Here is a 16944-nt window from a genome sequence, read left to right on the forward strand (position 1 = left end):
CTAAACACCCACATTTTACTCATTGCGATTCCCCTACCTCCTGTAGTTCTTCGGCTGTTTGGATGAGGTCAAATTCATCAGCGTTCATATCGTCCCAACCGTAACCGTCAAATCCACTCACGCTAATTAAGTTTGATTCGCTAGTTGTCTTTGCGAAAAATAGCTCTCCTTCATACTTAACTATGTCTCGATCACGAAACTCATCCATCTCACGCCCTTTACTGGCAAACTGTTCCGCACGTCTGAACGTTGCTATCTGTTCGGTGGTGGCTGGCGAACATGAAACAACATGCACAAAAGATTTTAGATCCTCATTAAAAATACCGTTTATTAAGTCATACATTTTACCTCTTATAGCATTAGATTCTTTTGTCTCTATTTTGATAATAGTAAGCCCATTTGTAGGATGTTGCGCCGCCACATACTCCCCGACCGCAAATGCTGGTTGGTGGTCAGTCAAATAAATTGGTCCCATTACAGCGTTGACCGCTTGAAGAATCCCTTCTTTGTACCCATCTACCCATGCAGGATTGGTTATATTCAAATCATCAGTATTCCCAGTAGGCTCAACATTCGATTTTTCAATCAGCTTGTCTATAATAGTTTTTTCGATTGTAATTTTCTCTGTCATTGTGATTCCTCCCATTCCTTACGAATCTTACCTAATTCTTGATCAGCTTTTGCCTTTGTTTCAAACTCTAGCATTTTGCCATCTTTTACAAATGGACTCCAACCGCCTATGGTATTTTTCTCGATCATATATTTTCCGATTGGTGTTTCAATCACCCTAAATTTTCCGTTACAATAAATCATTTTGCTTCCTCCTTGATTGGCACAATCCCCATCACTACATAGCCCTCTTTTTGTGCGTAGTCTGTAATGTAGGTGACTTGGACATGATAAATTTCTCCTGTCAATCGTGCATCACTGTCGATTTCATTTAAAACAAGTATGTCATTAACTTCAAAATTCCTATCATTTTTACGAATCTCAAATGTTTTTAAGCCAGAAATTACTTGTACAAAATATTGATGCTCTATTTTTAGATTGTGATCTTTCATTTATTCTTCCTCCACTGGATGTCTAAATACCCAATATTTTTCATTAATTGCCTTAATTTCTTTTTCACTGAACCATTGTGTTCTATATCCATCGTTTTCGCTCTCAGGTACAATTTCATAAGAACTTTCCCAAAGTTGCATTAACAACCAACGATCACTTTCGTCTTCGTAGAATACAACCTCATACAACGGCTCTTTTTCCACGGTGTAGCCGTTAGCGACTGCCAGAAAAAATAAATCTTCGTTTTTTCTAAACCATTTTGAAAATTCATCATTAGGTATCGCTGTTGAATAAGATTCCGCACAACATATAATTTCTACTTTGCTAGCTCCCATAGTTAGCCCTTCCTTTATATGATCATCAGCTACTTGTGGCACCACAACCTTGTCCTGTTGGGTTGGTAGTGAGTATAGAATTTCCACAACTTCGCTACAGGCTTTATTGAAACCATCTTTGTATTTTTCGCTTATTGCTTCATCATTCAGTTCATAATAATCGAATTCATCAGATTCTCGAAAACGTAGTTCGTCAACTGTTTCTACTAAATTATCGGTATCAATCCCCATGTGTTGCGTCCTCCTTACATTTTTTAGATTTTCATGTATATTTATTTCAAGATAAGTTATAATTTTATCGAGGTGATAAAATGGAATTAAACGACAATCAAATAAGCATTATAAATATTGTTTTAACTGCTCTTATAGCTATTTTTACAAGTGTCCTTACATCTAGGCACATTTCAAAACCAGAAAAACAACAAACCGCACGACTTATATTTGATAAATGTTATTCTCAGATATACTCTTTAGTAGAATACAAGCTTTTCTCTAAAAACATTTCCAAGGCTGAGGTTAACCAAATTGGAACTCAAATAATTAATATTTGCGACTCATCTGGAAATTATTTTTTCCCATCAATCAAAATCTATGCAGAAAGAATGGCTAACGCTGACTCTTCATCATATATGAGACATTGGCAGTATTTTTCAGAACGATTCTCGTTGAGATATGACAGCACTTGTAAAGAAATTGGCATGCCTCTTAGGAATAATGCATATAGAATAAATCGAAGGCAATATAAAAATAACTTTGATCTTTTCAAAATTTCTCTTATGAATAATTGGCCAGATTTCGTGCTATTGATAATCCTATTTATATTTGGGGTATTCTTATCCATAAATCAAAATTAATGTCCCTAATACAGTGGCAAGGATTACTCCAAGGAAGCTAAAGCTTCCTTTTTCATTTGTATAATACTTCGATATCAAAACGGTGATCATTACCCATAAAATATATTTCATAAACAACTAACTCCTTTAAATAACTATCTCATTCACCAATTCTGCTTCTTCATCCCACGCTCTAAACTTCGGTTTATTCATTCGGTTCACCGTCCTTCAAGTATTTGTATTTTCTCCCCTGCTTGTCATATTTGTTTCGCTTGGCATAATGGGTGATTCTATCTCGTGATAGTCCCATAGCATGCGCTGTATCTTTAATCGACTGGAAAAGTTCAACAGTTCCGTCAGGGTAATAAACTTCAACTTTGGTACGTTTTCCGCTTTTAGACTTTCTAGGCATTTCTATCTGCCTGCCGATCTCTTCCGCTTTTTTCTGAGCTTCTTTATCACCTAGCTCAGCACGTACCAGATAATAGCTTAGTAGTTTGCTTCTCATTTTCCTTTCGGTCATTTTCTTATTCATGTTTATCCCCCTAGAACGGCAAATCATCATCTGAAATGTCTATAGTTGAGCTTGTACCGCCAAATGGATCATTCTTATAATTCAAGTCCGGCATTTCATTTTGGCTATTATCTTGCGTTTTAAACGTGTCGTTTTGATTCGATGAAGAATTACCCTCAGAATGGTTTGAAACGCCTGTATTTTGATTATGCGACCCCTGAGCGTTATTCCTATCTTCATTCGCTTGTCTTGATTCCAATAATTGGAAATTCTCGCAGACTACTTCAGTTACATAAACACGCTGACCTTGTTGATTCTCATAGTTTCTAGTTTGAATACGACCTGTTACGCCTAACAATGTACCCTTACGCGCATAGTTAGCCATTGTTTCAGCAGGTTTGCGCCATATCACACAGTTAATGAAGTCTGCTTCTCGGTTACCATTCGCATTTGTAAAGTTGCGGTTAACAGCTAGGGTAAATGTTGTGACAGCTGAACCACTTGCAGTAAAACGTAAATCTGGATCTTTTGTTAATCTTCCAACTAGTACAACATTGTTGATCATTTAATTACCTCCTCCATCTTTTGCAATAAACGTGTTGCGCCTTCCAGATTCCTAATGTTTTTTTGAGTATTTCCTGTTGTTTTTATTTGCCTGTCGCTAATTAACACTAAATTTTCATCATTTTTGAGTAGTTTCTTTATTTCTCGTAGTATCAATCGCTTTTCAATCCCTAGCATCCGTCCTCCTACTTTCTAATCAATTCCAAAAGATAGTTCTACTTCTTCAAGAATCCAAATGTGATACATATTCTCTTCGTCAATTAGCTCTGACTGTTTCGGAAAAAATTCGATTGCTTGTTTTTCTTCGCCAAACAGTTCATTTTTAATTCTCTGCTTTTCACTCCAAGGAATATCAGTTGAATCGATATTTCTAATTGCAGCATGCTTAACTTTCCCAAGCTCTGTATCTATGGTCCTGACCAAAACGGCGTACTGGCTGTTAATATCCTTGTACGCTTCATTCATTTCTCTTACCCACCCATGAACTTTAGAACCTACTGTGTTAGGCGCTGGCACTCGTTGCCAATTTTTAGCCATCTATATTTCCTCCTACGCCGTTTTCTCGACGAAAATTTTGTGTTTGTAGTCATAGATTGCAAGTGTAATCGCTATACCATATCTACAAGCAAACATCTTGGCTTTGATGTTAAAGTCCGCTGTACGCTTGCCTTTGACATCTACCACCTTGACCAACTTGTCACTATCGTAAAATGTAAAGTCTGGTTTGTATTTGATGGCCTGATACCTCTTACCGTTTAAGCTAAAAGCATCATGGATCACGAACGATTCTTGCATCTTAAAGTTAGTAATCCTTTGTTGTTTTAGATGATAGTAATAAGCGACTTCTGCCTTAGAATCAAACGTTATACCGTCAATGATTGTCTTTTGATTTTTATACTTATTTTGCTTTGGTAGTTTAGATTTAATTTTCTTAATCGGCCGTCTTGTTCCTTTTGGATAATTCATCTACTTACCTTTAGTTAAAAACGCTTGTATCTCAGCATCTAACTTTGCTTGTTCTTCTGGTGACAATTTAGCTTCTGGAGTTGGATTAGTTACCAGCTCTGGCATAGTTTCTTGTCTGACTGGTTGGCGTTGGTAGGTGCCTGTCGGTTTTGGTGGTGTCAAGTCATACTCATCATTGAATCGATCATCACGAATCCATCTAAACAATTCTTGCGGATGATACCACTCGTTAAGTTCGATGTATTTCAGGTAATCCGTATATCCTTTATTAAACTGTTCTAAAGCTTCTTTAGTCTTAATTTTTTTGACGAACTGTTCTTGCGCTTTTTTCTTGTTTGTTTTCTTTGGAAACTTTTTCCAAATTTCATCAAACGATTCAGACACGGTTGAACTCTGTTCAACACTGTTCTTTTTATCTAATGTATTATTAACTGTATTATTAATAACTGTATTATTATCTGTGAAGTTTTCTTCACTAGGGGTGGTGAAATTTTCTTCACTACCCTCGTGATCATTTTTTCCATAGGTGATGAAATTTTCTTCACTAGGTTCATAGAAATCTGTTTCAGTTGGAAACGGCAATATATAGATATGCCTGCGTTCTACTTGCTTGCTATTCGGCTTATAGAAAACACGGATATTAATGTATTTCTTTTTTTCAAGTTGCTTCATCCATGAGATGATTGTTCGCTTGCTTACTCCGTATAAATTCGCAAAATAGAGATTTGTAGCCCAGCAGTATCCTTTTTCATTGGATAGTGCTGTTAGCTCTCCATACAATAGCTTTGCGTTACCGTTTAAATCATTGTCATACCTTACTATTGCAGGGATGATAGCGTAGTAACTTTTTTGATTTTCCAAGATTACCCTCCTATCCTTAACTTCTTGATTGTGTCGTTATTTAATTTTATCCCTTTTACGTGATAGTCAGTTTTAAATTTGTTCAACCCTACTGTGTGTTTCTCCATATGATGTTCATGACAAAGCGCTGCAAAAGTATATTCTGTATGATCTACTTTTTTACGACTCCTACGACCTAATGCTTTGTCGAAATGGTCAATCTCGGCTCCTGTTTTACCGCAAATACAGCACACTCTTTTAGTTATACATTTATAAAAATAATACTCTTGGTTAGCGGGTAGAATCTCATAGCCTTTTTTAAACGGGATGTTATTTTCAAAGATGAAATCTAGGATAATATCCGCTAACAAATTAGCATCACTTACTGTAGATTTTGAATCATCAGCAAGGCTTATATTTCGTCCGCTAATGCCCTCGAACAAAAAGTAAAAGTATTCCTTTAAGTCTTCGGTAGATTGTCCATAATAAAGGAATATGTCCCCTATCAGCGCATAGATAAAATTACGCTGTTGGACTGTGAACCGCCGAGGGTCAATAAAGCGTACTTCGATGATCCTGTCGCCTTCGTAACCCTCGTACATAGTCCGTAACCGATCGATATTTACTTGCTCGTTGATCTCTGCTTTCATCTGATTATTTTTCAATAACTGAAGTACTGCAGAGTACGTGTCTAGCAATGGTTTTAGCATTTAAATCACTTCTTTTCGACTTCTTTTGTTGTATCAATCGGCGGTTTTTTATCATCGAATAACTGTGTTTGTTTCTCATTCTCCTGGTCAGATAATGCTTCTACATTTTCGGGTTCAGGAATAACAACAGATTCCAATACTTTTGCCATTCTCTCAAGAACATTCGCTTTAAATTTTTTAAGAGGTAAATAATTTAATTGAGCATGCATCTCATTAAACTTCTTTTCATGTTCTTCTGATTTGTTGGCAAGTTCTGTAACAAGTGTAATTAATTCTTCTTGTTGTTTTTCCAAGTCGACGCCTGTATCTGACCAATCGAATATTTTATGACCAATCTCAGTAGTAACAGAAAATGGCAAGTTAAACATATTGGAATTATCTTTGGTTGCTTCTGCGTTGTGATCCTGATCCATTCTTAACGCTATCGCAAATTCATATTCTAAAACGTCTTTCTGATCAGGTTTTAACCCGACCTTTTCAACGGTAGTTTTGCCTTTCTCGTCTTTTTCCATAGAATATGCTTGTTTACTTCTTGCTGTTGCTATCACATAAACAGAATTACCAGTAACTAATTTCATAAATTGTTTTTCTAATGGTGCCACCTTAGCCCAAGCAACCATTTTCATATTGGGTTTACCTTTTGATAAGGCTTCAACTTGCTCTAAAATTCCACCTTCACCGCTCCATGCGTGAGAAATGGAATCAATAATCACCACTTCAACGCCAGAGTTTTTCATAAGATTGAATGCTTTAATGTAATTATCCACTGTAAACGGTGGCTCAAAATCTAAATGAAGGAATTCCCCAATGTAAACATCTGCCACAGTAGCCTCAGCATAAAGCAGTGACCGTTTATGCTCTGTATCAATAACTCCTATTTTTTCCCATTGTTCATCATCTGAAAGATCAGGGAACATTTTTTCGATAATTCCTTTTGCTATGAGTAATGCCGAAACTGTTTTGCCGCTTCCGCTAGCCCCAGTTAGCATAATTGGAACTTTTAGTTTTTCACGCTTTGCTTTTTTTACTTCCATTATTTTCCACTCCCTAACTAATTAGTTCTTCGGATGACACAAAGCCTGTTAATCGTTTATGGCCACGACAATAATCACATTTACCGCACATTCGTGGTTTCTCTTCACCGTTTTTAACTGCAGAAACACGTTCTATGTTTTCTTTCACATTGTTTAAAGCTACTATCAGTAATTCGGCTCTAATTTCAATAGCTTCTATATCACAAGGAGTTTGTTTACTAACTGCGATAATATATGGAGAAAATTCTTTATTATATTTCTGTTCTAATAAGTCTTTGTAAATCGCCATTTGTTCGTAATAACCATAAGCTTCAACAAACGGAGTCCATACTCTACGAGATTCAGACCAGATTTTTTTGTGGATATCTGCTGTTGTTTTGATATCAACAAAATAGCCTTGCTCTATATTTAAACAATCGATTTTGCCTTTCCAATTTTCTCCGTGCAATGTTCCTGTTATTATGACTTCTTTTTTCCCTTGATAGAGTCCATCGAAAAAGGCGTCTTTTCTTAATCTTTGGACCATTTCTTCTGCACCAACAAAAGCAGCCCTTAATTTTCCTTGTTTGGTCAGCATTTCTTTCTCGTGATCTTTCTTAAATTTCTTGTGTGCCTCGTCACTCTCAAATGCAGAATGGACATAGTTGCCAACTAAAAAAGCTTCTGTATTTTCTTTTGGAATTTCTCCAGTCAATTCAGCAAACGCTTTAGCCTCGCAAGAAATAAAACTTTTATACTGCGACGCTGATAAAAACTCCCATTGTTTGTCGTAATAATTTTTTTCAGTCAAAGTAGTCATCGGGTTCCTCCTGGTATTCTTCTCTATAAAATTCTTCTGGCGGAGTAGTCAACCAATAGTCTAGTGCATCTTGTTGTTCTGGCGTCATTGTCAAAATCCACCTTTCCGTGGTATACTTTTGTTAATATAATTTAGTAAGTGACTGACAGGACTGCCATCCTATCGGTCTTTTTTTATTCAAATAATTCACCTTGTCTATTCGCTTCTTTGATCAACAAACGCAAATCTGTGCCTGGTAACCATTCATCAATATATGCCAAAGCATCATCAAACTTGATTCTTGGTAGTTCTCCATATCTTGGTAAATGGAAATACTGTTTAAAATCTTTCCAGTAATTTGAGTACACTTTTTTAGCATGTCGTTTATACGCCGGGCTATCTTTACCGCCAAGACACTCTACTACTTTCTTATTCGACTGCTGCTTAATCTCAAATTCTTGTTGCCCAGTGATCCGCATTGTGTCTTTTAGAACAGTTACATCTTTCTTTACTTCCTTCATGTCTTCCAATTGATAAATCATCATATCTTCGATCGTTTGAGGAACTGTTGCTTTTCTGATCGCATCTTCCATATCGTTGAACGCTTTTATATATTTTTGTTTAAACCCTATAGCTTTTTTTCCAGTGAATCCCATCGCTAAAAGAAAGAAGCCATCACGACTGATAAAATAGATTCGTCTTGGTCTTCCGTACAAATCAGGTTCAGTCCCTTCTATAAACATCTGTCCAAAATTGGACACATCTTCTTGCAATGCATCAATGTCTCTCAATACGTGTTGGTGTTTCTTATTGAAGCTATCAGCCACTTGTAAACTAGTAGTTACTGCTTCTTTGTTTTTCATAATTACTAATTCTTGCATTTGTATTTCTCCCTCCATTGCTTCGCCATTAAAACTGGTTCAATATTTTTGTGATACTCAGCGTTTAATTGCTGATACAGCTTTTCATGTTGTTCTTTAGTCATACTATTCACCTCGCAATGGAACAAAAATGACAGTCACTTCTACATCGAAAAACTCAGCAATCTTATAAGCTAGTTCTAAGCTTGGTTTGTACCTATTACTTTCGATACTTTCAATAGTTTGTTTTGAGACATCCACACTATCCGCTAAATCCTTAACTGATACATGATTCATTCCTCTAATAACTTTTAGATTGTTTACGTACATTGCAATCCCTCCTAATTAATTCTCTTGCGTCCATTCTGCATTGAATGAAAATCCAACGTGCGTACAATGATATAAGCGACAATAACGACTAAAGATAGCCAGAATGACATATGAGCCGTTGCGATAACGAATAACGCCATTGGTAAATCTTTTAATTTAGCTGTGCCATTTATGATGCACAGAATGATAATTAATATTCCTGCAACTACCCATAAACTCGACATGGTAGCCAAAAATAGTACAAATGGTGTTTCGTCTAATGCTGAGAAAAATTTATATTTCATTTCGGTTGCTCCTTTCCAATTTGTATTGTTAGAAATCATTCACCTTGGTATAATTACTTATCAGCAAGTGGTCTGCTGAAATAAATTAAGGTGGTGAAAAATCATAGTTCAAAAATTTCAAAAAGTATGTTTGAACGGTCATCAATTGAGTGTTACATCTAATAGCTCAGTCGATCCAGATGGATTTTGTCCAAAATGTGGTGCAAATGTTATTTCTACTTGTCAATCGTGTCATGCACCCATTAACGGCTGGTTCGAAAGTGATGGTGTCATTTATGTCGGCCCTAGAACAGCAGAAAGACCTTCTTACTGCACGAAATGCGCTACCCCTTATCCTTGGACAGAACAAGTACTTAATAACGCCATCGAATTAATTTCATTAGACGATGCATTAAGTGATGAAGACAAACAACTAATTAAAACGGCGATTCCTGACTTATTAGTGGACACACCAAGAACTCAACTGGCAGAAGCTAAATTCAAAAAAGTATTTCCTAAAGTTTCTGGATTCGTAAAAGATTCAATGTACAACCTCTTAGTTGATGTCATTTCTGAGGCTGCTAAAAAATCACTTTTCCCTGATTAGGTTTTCCACATCTACAACAATAATTATCTTTTTTCATGATTACACGATTGCACCAATGGCATTTGGTATAGTCGTGTTTTCTTTTTAAATACTTGAAGTAGCTATTTTTCGGTATCTGCTTTTTTATTCTCATCATTCTCCTCCTCCTGATTTCTGTATTCTATCTACTACACTGCCCACCCACATCACCGCTAAAAATGTACTGCCTTGCACCGTCTCGCCTGTGGCAAAACAACTCACGGCTATAGCTAGTAGGATTAGGTTTGCTGTGGTTAGTAGTATTGCTTCCACATTTCTAGCCTCCTTGGTTGGTTTGCTGTGGTGATCATTTGTTCTTTTTGTATTTCTCCCACCAAACATCTATTTCATCTTCAATAAATCGGACAATGCTACCTTTCCTTACATGCGGAATCGGATCGACACGATCTTTTTCCCAACGAACTACCGTTCCATAACTGACATTTAATTTTAAAGCAACATCTTTCCTTGTTAATGGTGGCTCATTATATTTTGGTCTCTTAGACAGACCTCCTTCTAAAACTCTTAATTGTGCATTAGCCATTTCGTTCTCCTATCTGATTTATTTGTTAAAATGTTTAGATTTGTAAATTACACTTGCGTAATTCTTAATTACGCATTATAATATAAAAAAAGAGTTATGAAATTTTAGGAAAATCATCTGCCCACAATTTTTCAAAGTCACATGACATGACTTTAGATAATTTTATGGCCAGTTGGAAACTTGGATTAGATCTATAATTTTCGATGTTTCGAATAGTAGTTTCTGTAACTCCCGCTAGTTCAGATACATTCTTTTGAGTCAGATTCTTGTCCAAGCGAACAGATTTAAATGATTTTCGAATCGAATTCATGAAAACACCCCCTTTGGTATCTTATTTAGTAACTGGTAATTACATAAATGAGTATATCAAGTAATTTTCAATTACGCAAGTGTTTTCTCTTAAAAACTTTTTTTAATAACAATTGGAGGTTTACTTGATGTCTTTAACAGCTACACGTATAAAGGAATTGAGATTGAATAAAAACATGTCTCAAGCAGATTTAGCTAAGGTTTTAAACATGAAGAGAGAAAATGTATCGAATTATGAACGGGGAACCATTACCAACCTTCCCAGTGAAGTTTTGGAAAAGTTGGCAAACTATTTTAACGTATCTACTGATTACTTACTAGGTCGTACAGATACCCCTGAAAAGTCCTTCTATAGCGAGAAGGCCCTTGATGTCGTTGATATGATAATGAATAACAGTAATAACATATTCATGGAAATTATTGAGAATTTACCAATTTTGGATGATAGCGAATTAAAAGTTGTAAATGATATGATTAAGTCTTTAGTGTCTTTAAAGCAAAAAAAGAGCTAAAGATAGCTCTTTCGCGAGGTTTGACGTTTTAAAAATGCAATAATAAAGTTTATAACTTCTGGATTATCTATTGCATTCACCAATTGATAAATAATTTCTTTTTGCTCTTCCATTTTTTGACACTCCTTTTTTTGGAGTGCACCGCTCTTACAATAATATACAAACTTAAAATCATTAATAAAGTCTGTTTAGCAAAAAATAGATGTTAAAATGATTATTGAATGTTATACTATTATTGTTGTAGCAATAGCTACACATAAGGAGCGGTACACTAGCTGGATTAGTGTATATCGTTAATATTCTGATCCTAGTCAGAATATTAATGGCTCCTATTTTTTTGTTTTAACCGCCTGTTTGAATAATAAATACAGAAATTACTGCTATAACTGTTGCTAATACCATATCTTTCACCTCCGAATAATTATTGTAACTATAGTGTACCAAATTTAACACACTTAAAAAAGAAAAGATTTCTCACGTTTGCCAATACAACAAATTGATATTAGTGTAATTCCAGTAAAATTCAAAATATCGGTATTATTAAAATTAAATTTAAGTTACAAATGAATTATAATTTGTCGATACAGCAAATATAAAAGGAGGTATTTAACATGGATATATCAAAATCAATAAAGAAATTTAGACTTGAAAAAGGACTTAAACAAACTGATATAGCCGTAGCTAAGTTTTCTTCTACATATTCTAGAATTGAACGCGGTGAACGATCAGTCAAATTTGATGATCTTCAATTAATAATTGATGCACTGGGTATTAGTGAATATGAATTTTTTTCTTATTCATTTTTAAGTGACTCAAAACAAAATTTTACAAAAAAAATTCGGCTTGCATCTAGTAAACCAGAGGACGAAATGCTTAAATCTCATATGATTGATACTTACTTTGTGGAATCTTATAGATTTTCAAATAGCAGTAAAGAACTATCATACTATTATAGCTTGAAATCTCATTTCCAATTAAAATGGGGGTTTCAACCTCTAAATGAATCTGAATTATCACATATTTTTAACCACTTAATTTCACAAAAATATTATGGCTATTATGAGTACCATCTATTTGCGAATACGATACATCTGTTTGATCCAACTAGAATTAAGCAAATAATACTTTGCTTGTTGCCTATTAAAGAAGAAGAATTGCGTGATCATGACACAAAAAAATATGCATATTCTGGATTGATAAATGCAATCAGCGAATTAATGTACGAAAGAAACTATGAAGATGTAAAGGAATTAATAAAAATTGCCGAAATGATTGATGTCAATAATACAAATTATTATTTCAGATTTTCAGTCCAATACTTTAAAAATATTATTGAATATATAAATACACGGGACATGTTATATTTAAATAAAATATATAATTTTATAGATTTAGTTAAAAATATAGGTGATATTGAAATGGCTGAAAGAATGAATAAAGAGGCTACAGAACTTATTATTAATAATGAGAAAATAGATAAAAATGATATCGGAATATCGTTAATCAAAGATCAATAAGAAATTCATTTTTTGTTATTTACTTATATGGAGGAGTGATAAAATGGCCACCATTACCACATACAAAAACAGCAAAGGAAAAGATTTTTACAAGTATCAAATAGATACTGGTGTCAATATTGCTACTGGTAAAAGAAAGAGAATTTCAAAGAGTGGATTTAGAACGAAAACTGAAGCCAGAGAGGCTGCAAAAGAAGCTGAGTATCTTTTTAAAAGCGGAAAACTCGAATCTGGAAATACTCAAATTTTATTGAAGGATTACCTGACTAAATGGATCAACGAATATAAGAAAGACGTTAAAGAAGGTACTATGATTGTGCATCGCTATAATATTTCGCATTACATCGTACCTCATATCGGTTTTAGCAAGCTTTCTGATTACAAGTTAAAAGATCACCAGGAGTATATCAATAGTTTGTATGAACTAGGATTGGCTACCACTACCATCAGATTAATAAACGGAACTTTGCACAACGCCTTCAAAAAGGCTATATCTCTTGGCATGATTGAAATTAACCCTTGCAACGGTGTTGAATTCAGGAAATCAGTCACTTCGAAAGAAAAGGAACTTCACTATTTCAATAAAAATCAAATTGAAACCTTTTTAACTTTTGCGAAAGAGGAGAACGAATACATTTATTATTACTTTTTCCTTACTGCAATCTATACCGGCATGCGTAAGGGCGAGTTAATGGCATTACAATGGGATAATGTAGACTTCCTGAGGAATACGATTAAAATTGATCAGACACGCTTGTATCGGAAAGAAAAGAATGGACAACTTGAATTGTCCACTCCTAAAACTGAATCAGGATTTAGAACACTCGTTATGTCAAAAACAGTTAAACAAGCATTGCTAGAATTAAAAAATAGGCAACAAAATTACCTCACCTTCTACAAAGAAAGAAAATATGTTGATTTAGATTTTGTCTTTTGTTTCAAAGATTTCAACCCAATAGCAGACAGAACTGTGAACGGTGCTTTTGAACGGATTAGAAAAAAAGCGAAGTTACCCAAAATCAAGGTTCATGATTTAAGACACACGCACGCTATCTTACTTCGTCAAGCTGGAGTTAGTTTAGAAGATATACAAGGAATACTAGGGCATAAAAACCCCACTGCTACCCTAATTTATGCTCATATAACAGAAGAAGTAAAACAGAGTGCTATGGATAAATTAGATAGCCACATGGATAACAAAATCAAATCAAATGCCACCAAAATGCCACCAAAGAGAATTTGAATTCCTCTTTGATGGCATGAGTCCGAGTATTATAAACTTTTAAATCATTGATTTATAGGCGCGCATTCAATTCTTTTGCTAGTTCTTCAAAACCAGGTTTACCAAGTAAAGCGAACATATTTTTCTTATATGCCTCTACACCTTCTTGATCAAAAGGATTTACACCATTTAAATAACCTGAAATTCCAACTGCGATTTCAAAGAAATACATAACATAGCCTAATGAATAAGCATCCATTGCAGGAATTTTAACGATCATATTTGGTACGCCACCATCTGTATGAGCGAGTAACGTTCCTTCAAAAGCTTTTGTATTTACAAAATCAATTTCTTTCCCTTGTAGATAGCCTAATCCATCCAAATCTTCTGTTAATTCAGGGATAGAAACAACATGGCGCGGTGCGTCAACTTTTACAACTGTTTCAAATAAGTTACGCATACCGTCCTGAACATATTGACCCATTGAATGTAAATCAGTAGAAAAATCAGCTGCTGCTGGGAAGATTCCTTTTTGGTCTTTTCCTTCTGATTCACCAAATAATTGTTTCCACCATTCAGAGAAATAGTGCATCCCTGGTTCGTAGTTGATTAACATTTCAGTTGTTTTACCTTTACGGTATAAAATATTTCTTAATGCAGCATATTGATATGCTTGATTTTTACTTAAATCAGTTGTTGTTGCATATTCCTTACGCGCATCATTAGCACCTGTCATCAAAGCATCGATATCGCCACCACTAACTGCAATTGGAAGTAATCCAACTGGTGTCAATACAGTAAAACGTCCACCAACATCATCAGGAATCACAAATGTTTCCCAACCCTGTGCATCTGCTTCCACTTTAACAGCACCTTTAGCGCGATCAGTTGTTGCATAGATACGTTTATTGGCTTCTTCTTTACCATATTTTTTAATCAATAATTCTTTGAATACTCTAAATGCGATTGCAGGCTCTGTCGTTGTGCCTGATTTAGAAATCACATTAACTGAGAAGTCACGATCACCAATAACATTTATTAAATCAGCTAAGTATGTTGAGCTGATACTATTTCCTGCAAAGAAAACTTGTGGCGCTTTTCTTTCATCTGCTGATAATAAATTATTAAATGAATGATGTAAAAATTCAATTGCTGCTCTTGCACCTAAGTAAGATCCACCAATACCAATTACAACTAAAACTTCTGAATCTGATTGAATTTTTTCAGCTGCTTTTTTGATACGAGCAAATTCATCTTTATCATAATTTTCTGGTAAATCGATCCAACCAGTAAAATCACTTCCAGCTCCAGTACCTTCTCTTAATGCTTTGTCTACGGCAGTCACTTGTGCCTGCATGTATTCCAATTCATGATCAGCAACAAATGGTGTCAAATTGGAATAATCAAATTGAATGTGTGACATTCCTTCTCCTCCTTGAAATTAAACTTAGTACAGTATCTACTTTACGTTCTTTTGATGCTTTTTTCAAGCAAATTATGATTGTCTGTACCAATTTTATTTTAATTCATTTAAAATGAATACTCTCTACTATTAAATAAGTAAATCATTTGAAACTTGAAATGAAATTGACAAAAAACTTCTTGAAAAAAATGAAGAATAATCATACCATTGACATTACGACTATTCTTCATTATTTCTAATTATAATGTTAAAATCAAACTATTTTTTTCTTTTAGACTAAACTAATCCTTGGCTCATCATAGCTCGAGCAACTTTTTCAAATCCCGCAACATTTGCCCCTAAAACGAAATTATCCGCAGCATCATATTTATTAGCCGTATCGCGACACGTTTGATAAATATTTTTCATAATATCATCCAACATGCCATCTACTTTTTCAAATGACCAAGACAAACGCTCTGAGTTTTGGCTCATTTCTAATGCAGAAACTGCTACACCACCAGCATTTGCAGCTTTACCTGGGCAATACAATACGCCTGCTTTATCGAGTACTGCAACAGCATCCAACGTACATGGCATATTCGCTCCTTCAGCAACTACCTTTCCGCCATTTTTGACTAAAATTTCAGCTTGCTTTTCATTTATCTCATTTTGGGTGGCACAAGGCAACGCAATATCATAAGAAACTTCAAAATCCCACACTGATTGGCCGTCATAATACGTCGCGCCTGAATGAGTATCCACGTACTTAGAAATGCGTTCACGATTTTTCTCTTTTAGTTCTTTGACCAATTCAACATCAATACCATTCGGATCGTAAATAAAACCATTTGAGTCAGAACAAGTAAGAACTGTTGCACCTAATTCTTTCGCTTTTTCTATCGCGTAGATCGACACATTTCCGCTACCTGAAACAACAACTTTTTTCCCTTTAAAGGAATCATTTGAGTCGTTTAATAGATGTTTAACGAAATAAACACAGCCATATCCTGTCGCTTCCGTTCGCGCTTCACTGCCCCAATAGCCTAATGGTTTACCAGTAAGAACGCCCGCATCATAATTTCTCAAACGCTTGTACATCCCGAACAAATAGCCAATCTCTCTTGCTCCAACACCAATGTCTCCTGCTGGTACATCGGTACTTGGTCCGATATGTTTTTGTAGCTCAGTCATAAAACTTTGACAAAAACGCATGACTTCAGCATCTGATTTTCCTTTCGGATCAAAATCGCTCCCGCCTTTACCACCACCAATTGGTAAACCAGTCAAGCTATTTTTAAAGATTTGTTCAAATGCTAAAAATTTCATCACACTTAAATTTACGCTAGGGTGAAAACGTAAGCCGCCTTTGTACGGACCAATCGCAGAATTATATTGGACACGATAGCCGCGGTTGACTTTCCAATTTCCTTGATCATCTTGCCAAGGAACTCTAAACTGTAAAATTCTCTCTGGCTCGATCAAGATACCTAAAATATTGGCTTCAATGAATGCTGGATTTTCTTTTAAAAATACCTCAACCGTTGGTAAAAACTCGTCAACTGCTTGCAAGTATTCTACTTGCCCTCGATCATTTTCATGAATCTTTTTTTGAATCTCTTCCACGTACTGTTTTGCTTCCATTTAATCACCCTCTCATCGTTATAATCCTATTTTAACCTAAATTCTGAAAATTTCCACAATTTTTTACCATTAATTGCAAA

26 protein-coding genes are annotated in these 16944 nt (G+C 35.0%); 5 read left to right on the plus strand and 21 right to left on the minus strand.

Going from position 1 to position 16944, the window contains the following annotated elements; translation table 11 throughout:
- Positions 1 to 19: 19 nt before the first annotated feature.
- Genes AC4BC4_RS08630 through AC4BC4_RS08645 form a run of 4 tightly spaced genes read right to left on the minus strand, consistent with a single transcriptional unit; the run spans position 20 to position 1628 of the window.
- Positions 20 to 631 carry a hypothetical protein gene (locus AC4BC4_RS08630; protein ID WP_490475403.1) on the minus strand — a complete coding sequence of 204 codons (612 nt, stop codon included), beginning with the start codon at positions 629 to 631 and terminating at the stop codon, positions 20 to 22.
- Positions 628 to 813 (minus strand): hypothetical protein, encoded by a 186-nt coding sequence (locus AC4BC4_RS08635; protein ID WP_490475404.1) that lies wholly within the window; start codon positions 811 to 813, stop codon positions 628 to 630. The genes AC4BC4_RS08630 and AC4BC4_RS08635 overlap by 4 nt, the downstream gene beginning before the upstream one ends.
- A complete protein-coding gene (locus tag AC4BC4_RS08640) occupies positions 810 to 1061 on the minus strand; it encodes a DUF3850 domain-containing protein (RefSeq protein WP_490475405.1) in 252 nt (83 codons plus the stop codon). Before AC4BC4_RS08640 ends, AC4BC4_RS08635 begins: the two co-directional genes overlap by 4 nt.
- On the minus strand, positions 1062 to 1628 hold the full coding sequence (locus tag AC4BC4_RS08645) for a DUF1642 domain-containing protein (protein WP_490475406.1): 567 nt from the start codon (positions 1626 to 1628) through the stop codon (positions 1062 to 1064).
- Between the two features lie 80 nt (positions 1629 to 1708).
- On the opposite strand from AC4BC4_RS08645, the gene AC4BC4_RS08650 reads away from it, so the two are divergent.
- Complete coding sequence (locus tag AC4BC4_RS08650) at positions 1709 to 2251, plus strand: hypothetical protein (RefSeq protein ID WP_490475407.1); 543 nt, start codon at positions 1709 to 1711, stop codon at positions 2249 to 2251.
- On the opposite strand, the gene AC4BC4_RS08655 is transcribed toward AC4BC4_RS08650, so the two are convergent.
- From AC4BC4_RS08655 to AC4BC4_RS08715, 13 genes are all read right to left on the minus strand, one after another.
- On the minus strand, positions 2231 to 2362 hold the full coding sequence (locus AC4BC4_RS08655) for a hypothetical protein (RefSeq protein WP_490475408.1): 132 nt from the start codon (positions 2360 to 2362) through the stop codon (positions 2231 to 2233). The genes AC4BC4_RS08650 and AC4BC4_RS08655 overlap by 21 nt on opposite strands.
- A 73-nt stretch (positions 2363 to 2435) precedes the next feature.
- Entirely contained in the window at positions 2436 to 2765 is a 330-nt protein-coding gene (locus tag AC4BC4_RS08660; RefSeq protein WP_490475409.1) for a hypothetical protein, read from the minus strand.
- Between the two features lie 10 nt (positions 2766 to 2775).
- Entirely contained in the window at positions 2776 to 3309 is a 534-nt protein-coding gene (ssb, locus tag AC4BC4_RS08665; protein WP_490475410.1) for a single-stranded DNA-binding protein, read from the minus strand.
- Positions 3306 to 3485 carry a hypothetical protein gene (locus AC4BC4_RS08670; RefSeq protein ID WP_490475411.1) on the minus strand — a complete coding sequence of 60 codons (180 nt, stop codon included), beginning with the start codon at positions 3483 to 3485 and terminating at the stop codon, positions 3306 to 3308. Before AC4BC4_RS08670 ends, ssb begins: the two co-directional genes overlap by 4 nt.
- Before the next feature lie 15 nt (positions 3486 to 3500).
- Entirely contained in the window at positions 3501 to 3845 is a 345-nt protein-coding gene (locus AC4BC4_RS08675) for a DUF7694 domain-containing protein (protein WP_490475412.1), read from the minus strand.
- A 12-nt stretch (positions 3846 to 3857) separates the two neighbouring features.
- Positions 3858 to 4274 (minus strand): DUF1064 domain-containing protein, encoded by a 417-nt coding sequence (locus AC4BC4_RS08680; protein ID WP_490475413.1) that lies wholly within the window; start codon positions 4272 to 4274, stop codon positions 3858 to 3860.
- A complete protein-coding gene (locus AC4BC4_RS08685; protein WP_490475414.1) occupies positions 4275 to 5135 on the minus strand; it encodes a helix-turn-helix domain-containing protein in 861 nt (286 codons plus the stop codon).
- Positions 5136 to 5137: 2 nt separating this feature from the next.
- Entirely contained in the window at positions 5138 to 5824 is a 687-nt protein-coding gene (locus tag AC4BC4_RS08690; RefSeq protein WP_490475415.1) for a putative HNHc nuclease, read from the minus strand.
- A 5-nt stretch (positions 5825 to 5829) separates the two neighbouring features.
- Positions 5830 to 6858 (minus strand): AAA family ATPase, encoded by a 1029-nt coding sequence (locus AC4BC4_RS08695; RefSeq protein ID WP_490475416.1) that lies wholly within the window; start codon positions 6856 to 6858, stop codon positions 5830 to 5832.
- Positions 6859 to 6871: 13 nt separating this feature from the next.
- The gene (locus AC4BC4_RS08700) at positions 6872 to 7657 is read right to left on the minus strand and encodes a PD-(D/E)XK nuclease-like domain-containing protein (protein WP_490475417.1); all 786 of its coding nucleotides are present in this window, start codon (positions 7655 to 7657) and stop codon (positions 6872 to 6874) included.
- A 173-nt stretch (positions 7658 to 7830) separates the two neighbouring features.
- The gene (locus AC4BC4_RS08705; protein WP_490475418.1) at positions 7831 to 8517 is read right to left on the minus strand and encodes an ORF6C domain-containing protein; all 687 of its coding nucleotides are present in this window, start codon (positions 8515 to 8517) and stop codon (positions 7831 to 7833) included.
- Between the two features lie 105 nt (positions 8518 to 8622).
- On the minus strand, positions 8623 to 8826 hold the full coding sequence (locus AC4BC4_RS08710; RefSeq protein WP_490475419.1) for a helix-turn-helix transcriptional regulator: 204 nt from the start codon (positions 8824 to 8826) through the stop codon (positions 8623 to 8625).
- An 11-nt stretch (positions 8827 to 8837) separates the two neighbouring features.
- A complete protein-coding gene (locus tag AC4BC4_RS08715) occupies positions 8838 to 9149 on the minus strand; it encodes a hypothetical protein (RefSeq protein ID WP_490475420.1) in 312 nt (103 codons plus the stop codon).
- A 64-nt stretch (positions 9150 to 9213) separates the two neighbouring features.
- On the opposite strand from AC4BC4_RS08715, the gene AC4BC4_RS08720 reads away from it, so the two are divergent.
- Positions 9214 to 9696 carry a DUF2321 domain-containing protein gene (locus AC4BC4_RS08720; protein ID WP_490477366.1) on the plus strand — a complete coding sequence of 161 codons (483 nt, stop codon included), beginning with the start codon at positions 9214 to 9216 and terminating at the stop codon, positions 9694 to 9696.
- A 325-nt stretch (positions 9697 to 10021) separates the two neighbouring features.
- Here AC4BC4_RS08720 and AC4BC4_RS08725 read toward each other — a convergent pair whose 3' ends face one another.
- Together AC4BC4_RS08725 and AC4BC4_RS08730 are read right to left on the minus strand one after the other, a co-directional pair.
- Positions 10022 to 10258 (minus strand): helix-turn-helix domain-containing protein, encoded by a 237-nt coding sequence (locus tag AC4BC4_RS08725; RefSeq protein WP_490475421.1) that lies wholly within the window; start codon positions 10256 to 10258, stop codon positions 10022 to 10024.
- A 94-nt stretch (positions 10259 to 10352) separates the two neighbouring features.
- A complete protein-coding gene (locus AC4BC4_RS08730) occupies positions 10353 to 10568 on the minus strand; it encodes a helix-turn-helix transcriptional regulator (protein WP_490475422.1) in 216 nt (71 codons plus the stop codon).
- Between the two features lie 127 nt (positions 10569 to 10695).
- Between AC4BC4_RS08730 and AC4BC4_RS08735 the strand changes: the two genes are divergently transcribed.
- The 3 genes from AC4BC4_RS08735 to AC4BC4_RS08745 all read left to right on the plus strand — a co-directional run bounded on the left by AC4BC4_RS08735 (position 10696) and on the right by AC4BC4_RS08745 (position 13839).
- The gene (locus AC4BC4_RS08735) at positions 10696 to 11079 is read left to right on the plus strand and encodes a helix-turn-helix domain-containing protein (protein ID WP_490475423.1); all 384 of its coding nucleotides are present in this window, start codon (positions 10696 to 10698) and stop codon (positions 11077 to 11079) included.
- A 611-nt stretch (positions 11080 to 11690) separates the two neighbouring features.
- Entirely contained in the window at positions 11691 to 12596 is a 906-nt protein-coding gene (locus AC4BC4_RS08740) for a helix-turn-helix domain-containing protein (RefSeq protein ID WP_490475424.1), read from the plus strand.
- A 43-nt stretch (positions 12597 to 12639) separates the two neighbouring features.
- The gene (locus AC4BC4_RS08745) at positions 12640 to 13839 is read left to right on the plus strand and encodes a tyrosine-type recombinase/integrase (RefSeq protein WP_490475425.1); all 1200 of its coding nucleotides are present in this window, start codon (positions 12640 to 12642) and stop codon (positions 13837 to 13839) included.
- Positions 13840 to 13891: 52 nt separating this feature from the next.
- Here the strand turns inward: AC4BC4_RS08745 and AC4BC4_RS08750 are convergent, their stop codons facing one another.
- Together AC4BC4_RS08750 and gdhA are read right to left on the minus strand one after the other, a co-directional pair.
- On the minus strand, positions 13892 to 15241 hold the full coding sequence (locus AC4BC4_RS08750; protein ID WP_490475426.1) for a glucose-6-phosphate isomerase: 1350 nt from the start codon (positions 15239 to 15241) through the stop codon (positions 13892 to 13894).
- 276 nt (positions 15242 to 15517) lie between these two features.
- Positions 15518 to 16864, minus strand: coding sequence for an NADP-specific glutamate dehydrogenase (gene gdhA, locus AC4BC4_RS08755; RefSeq protein WP_490475427.1), 1347 nt, complete (start codon positions 16862 to 16864; stop codon positions 15518 to 15520).
- Positions 16865 to 16944 lie beyond the last annotated feature (80 nt).

Source organism: Enterococcus sp. AMC1086, assembly GCF_058216575.1.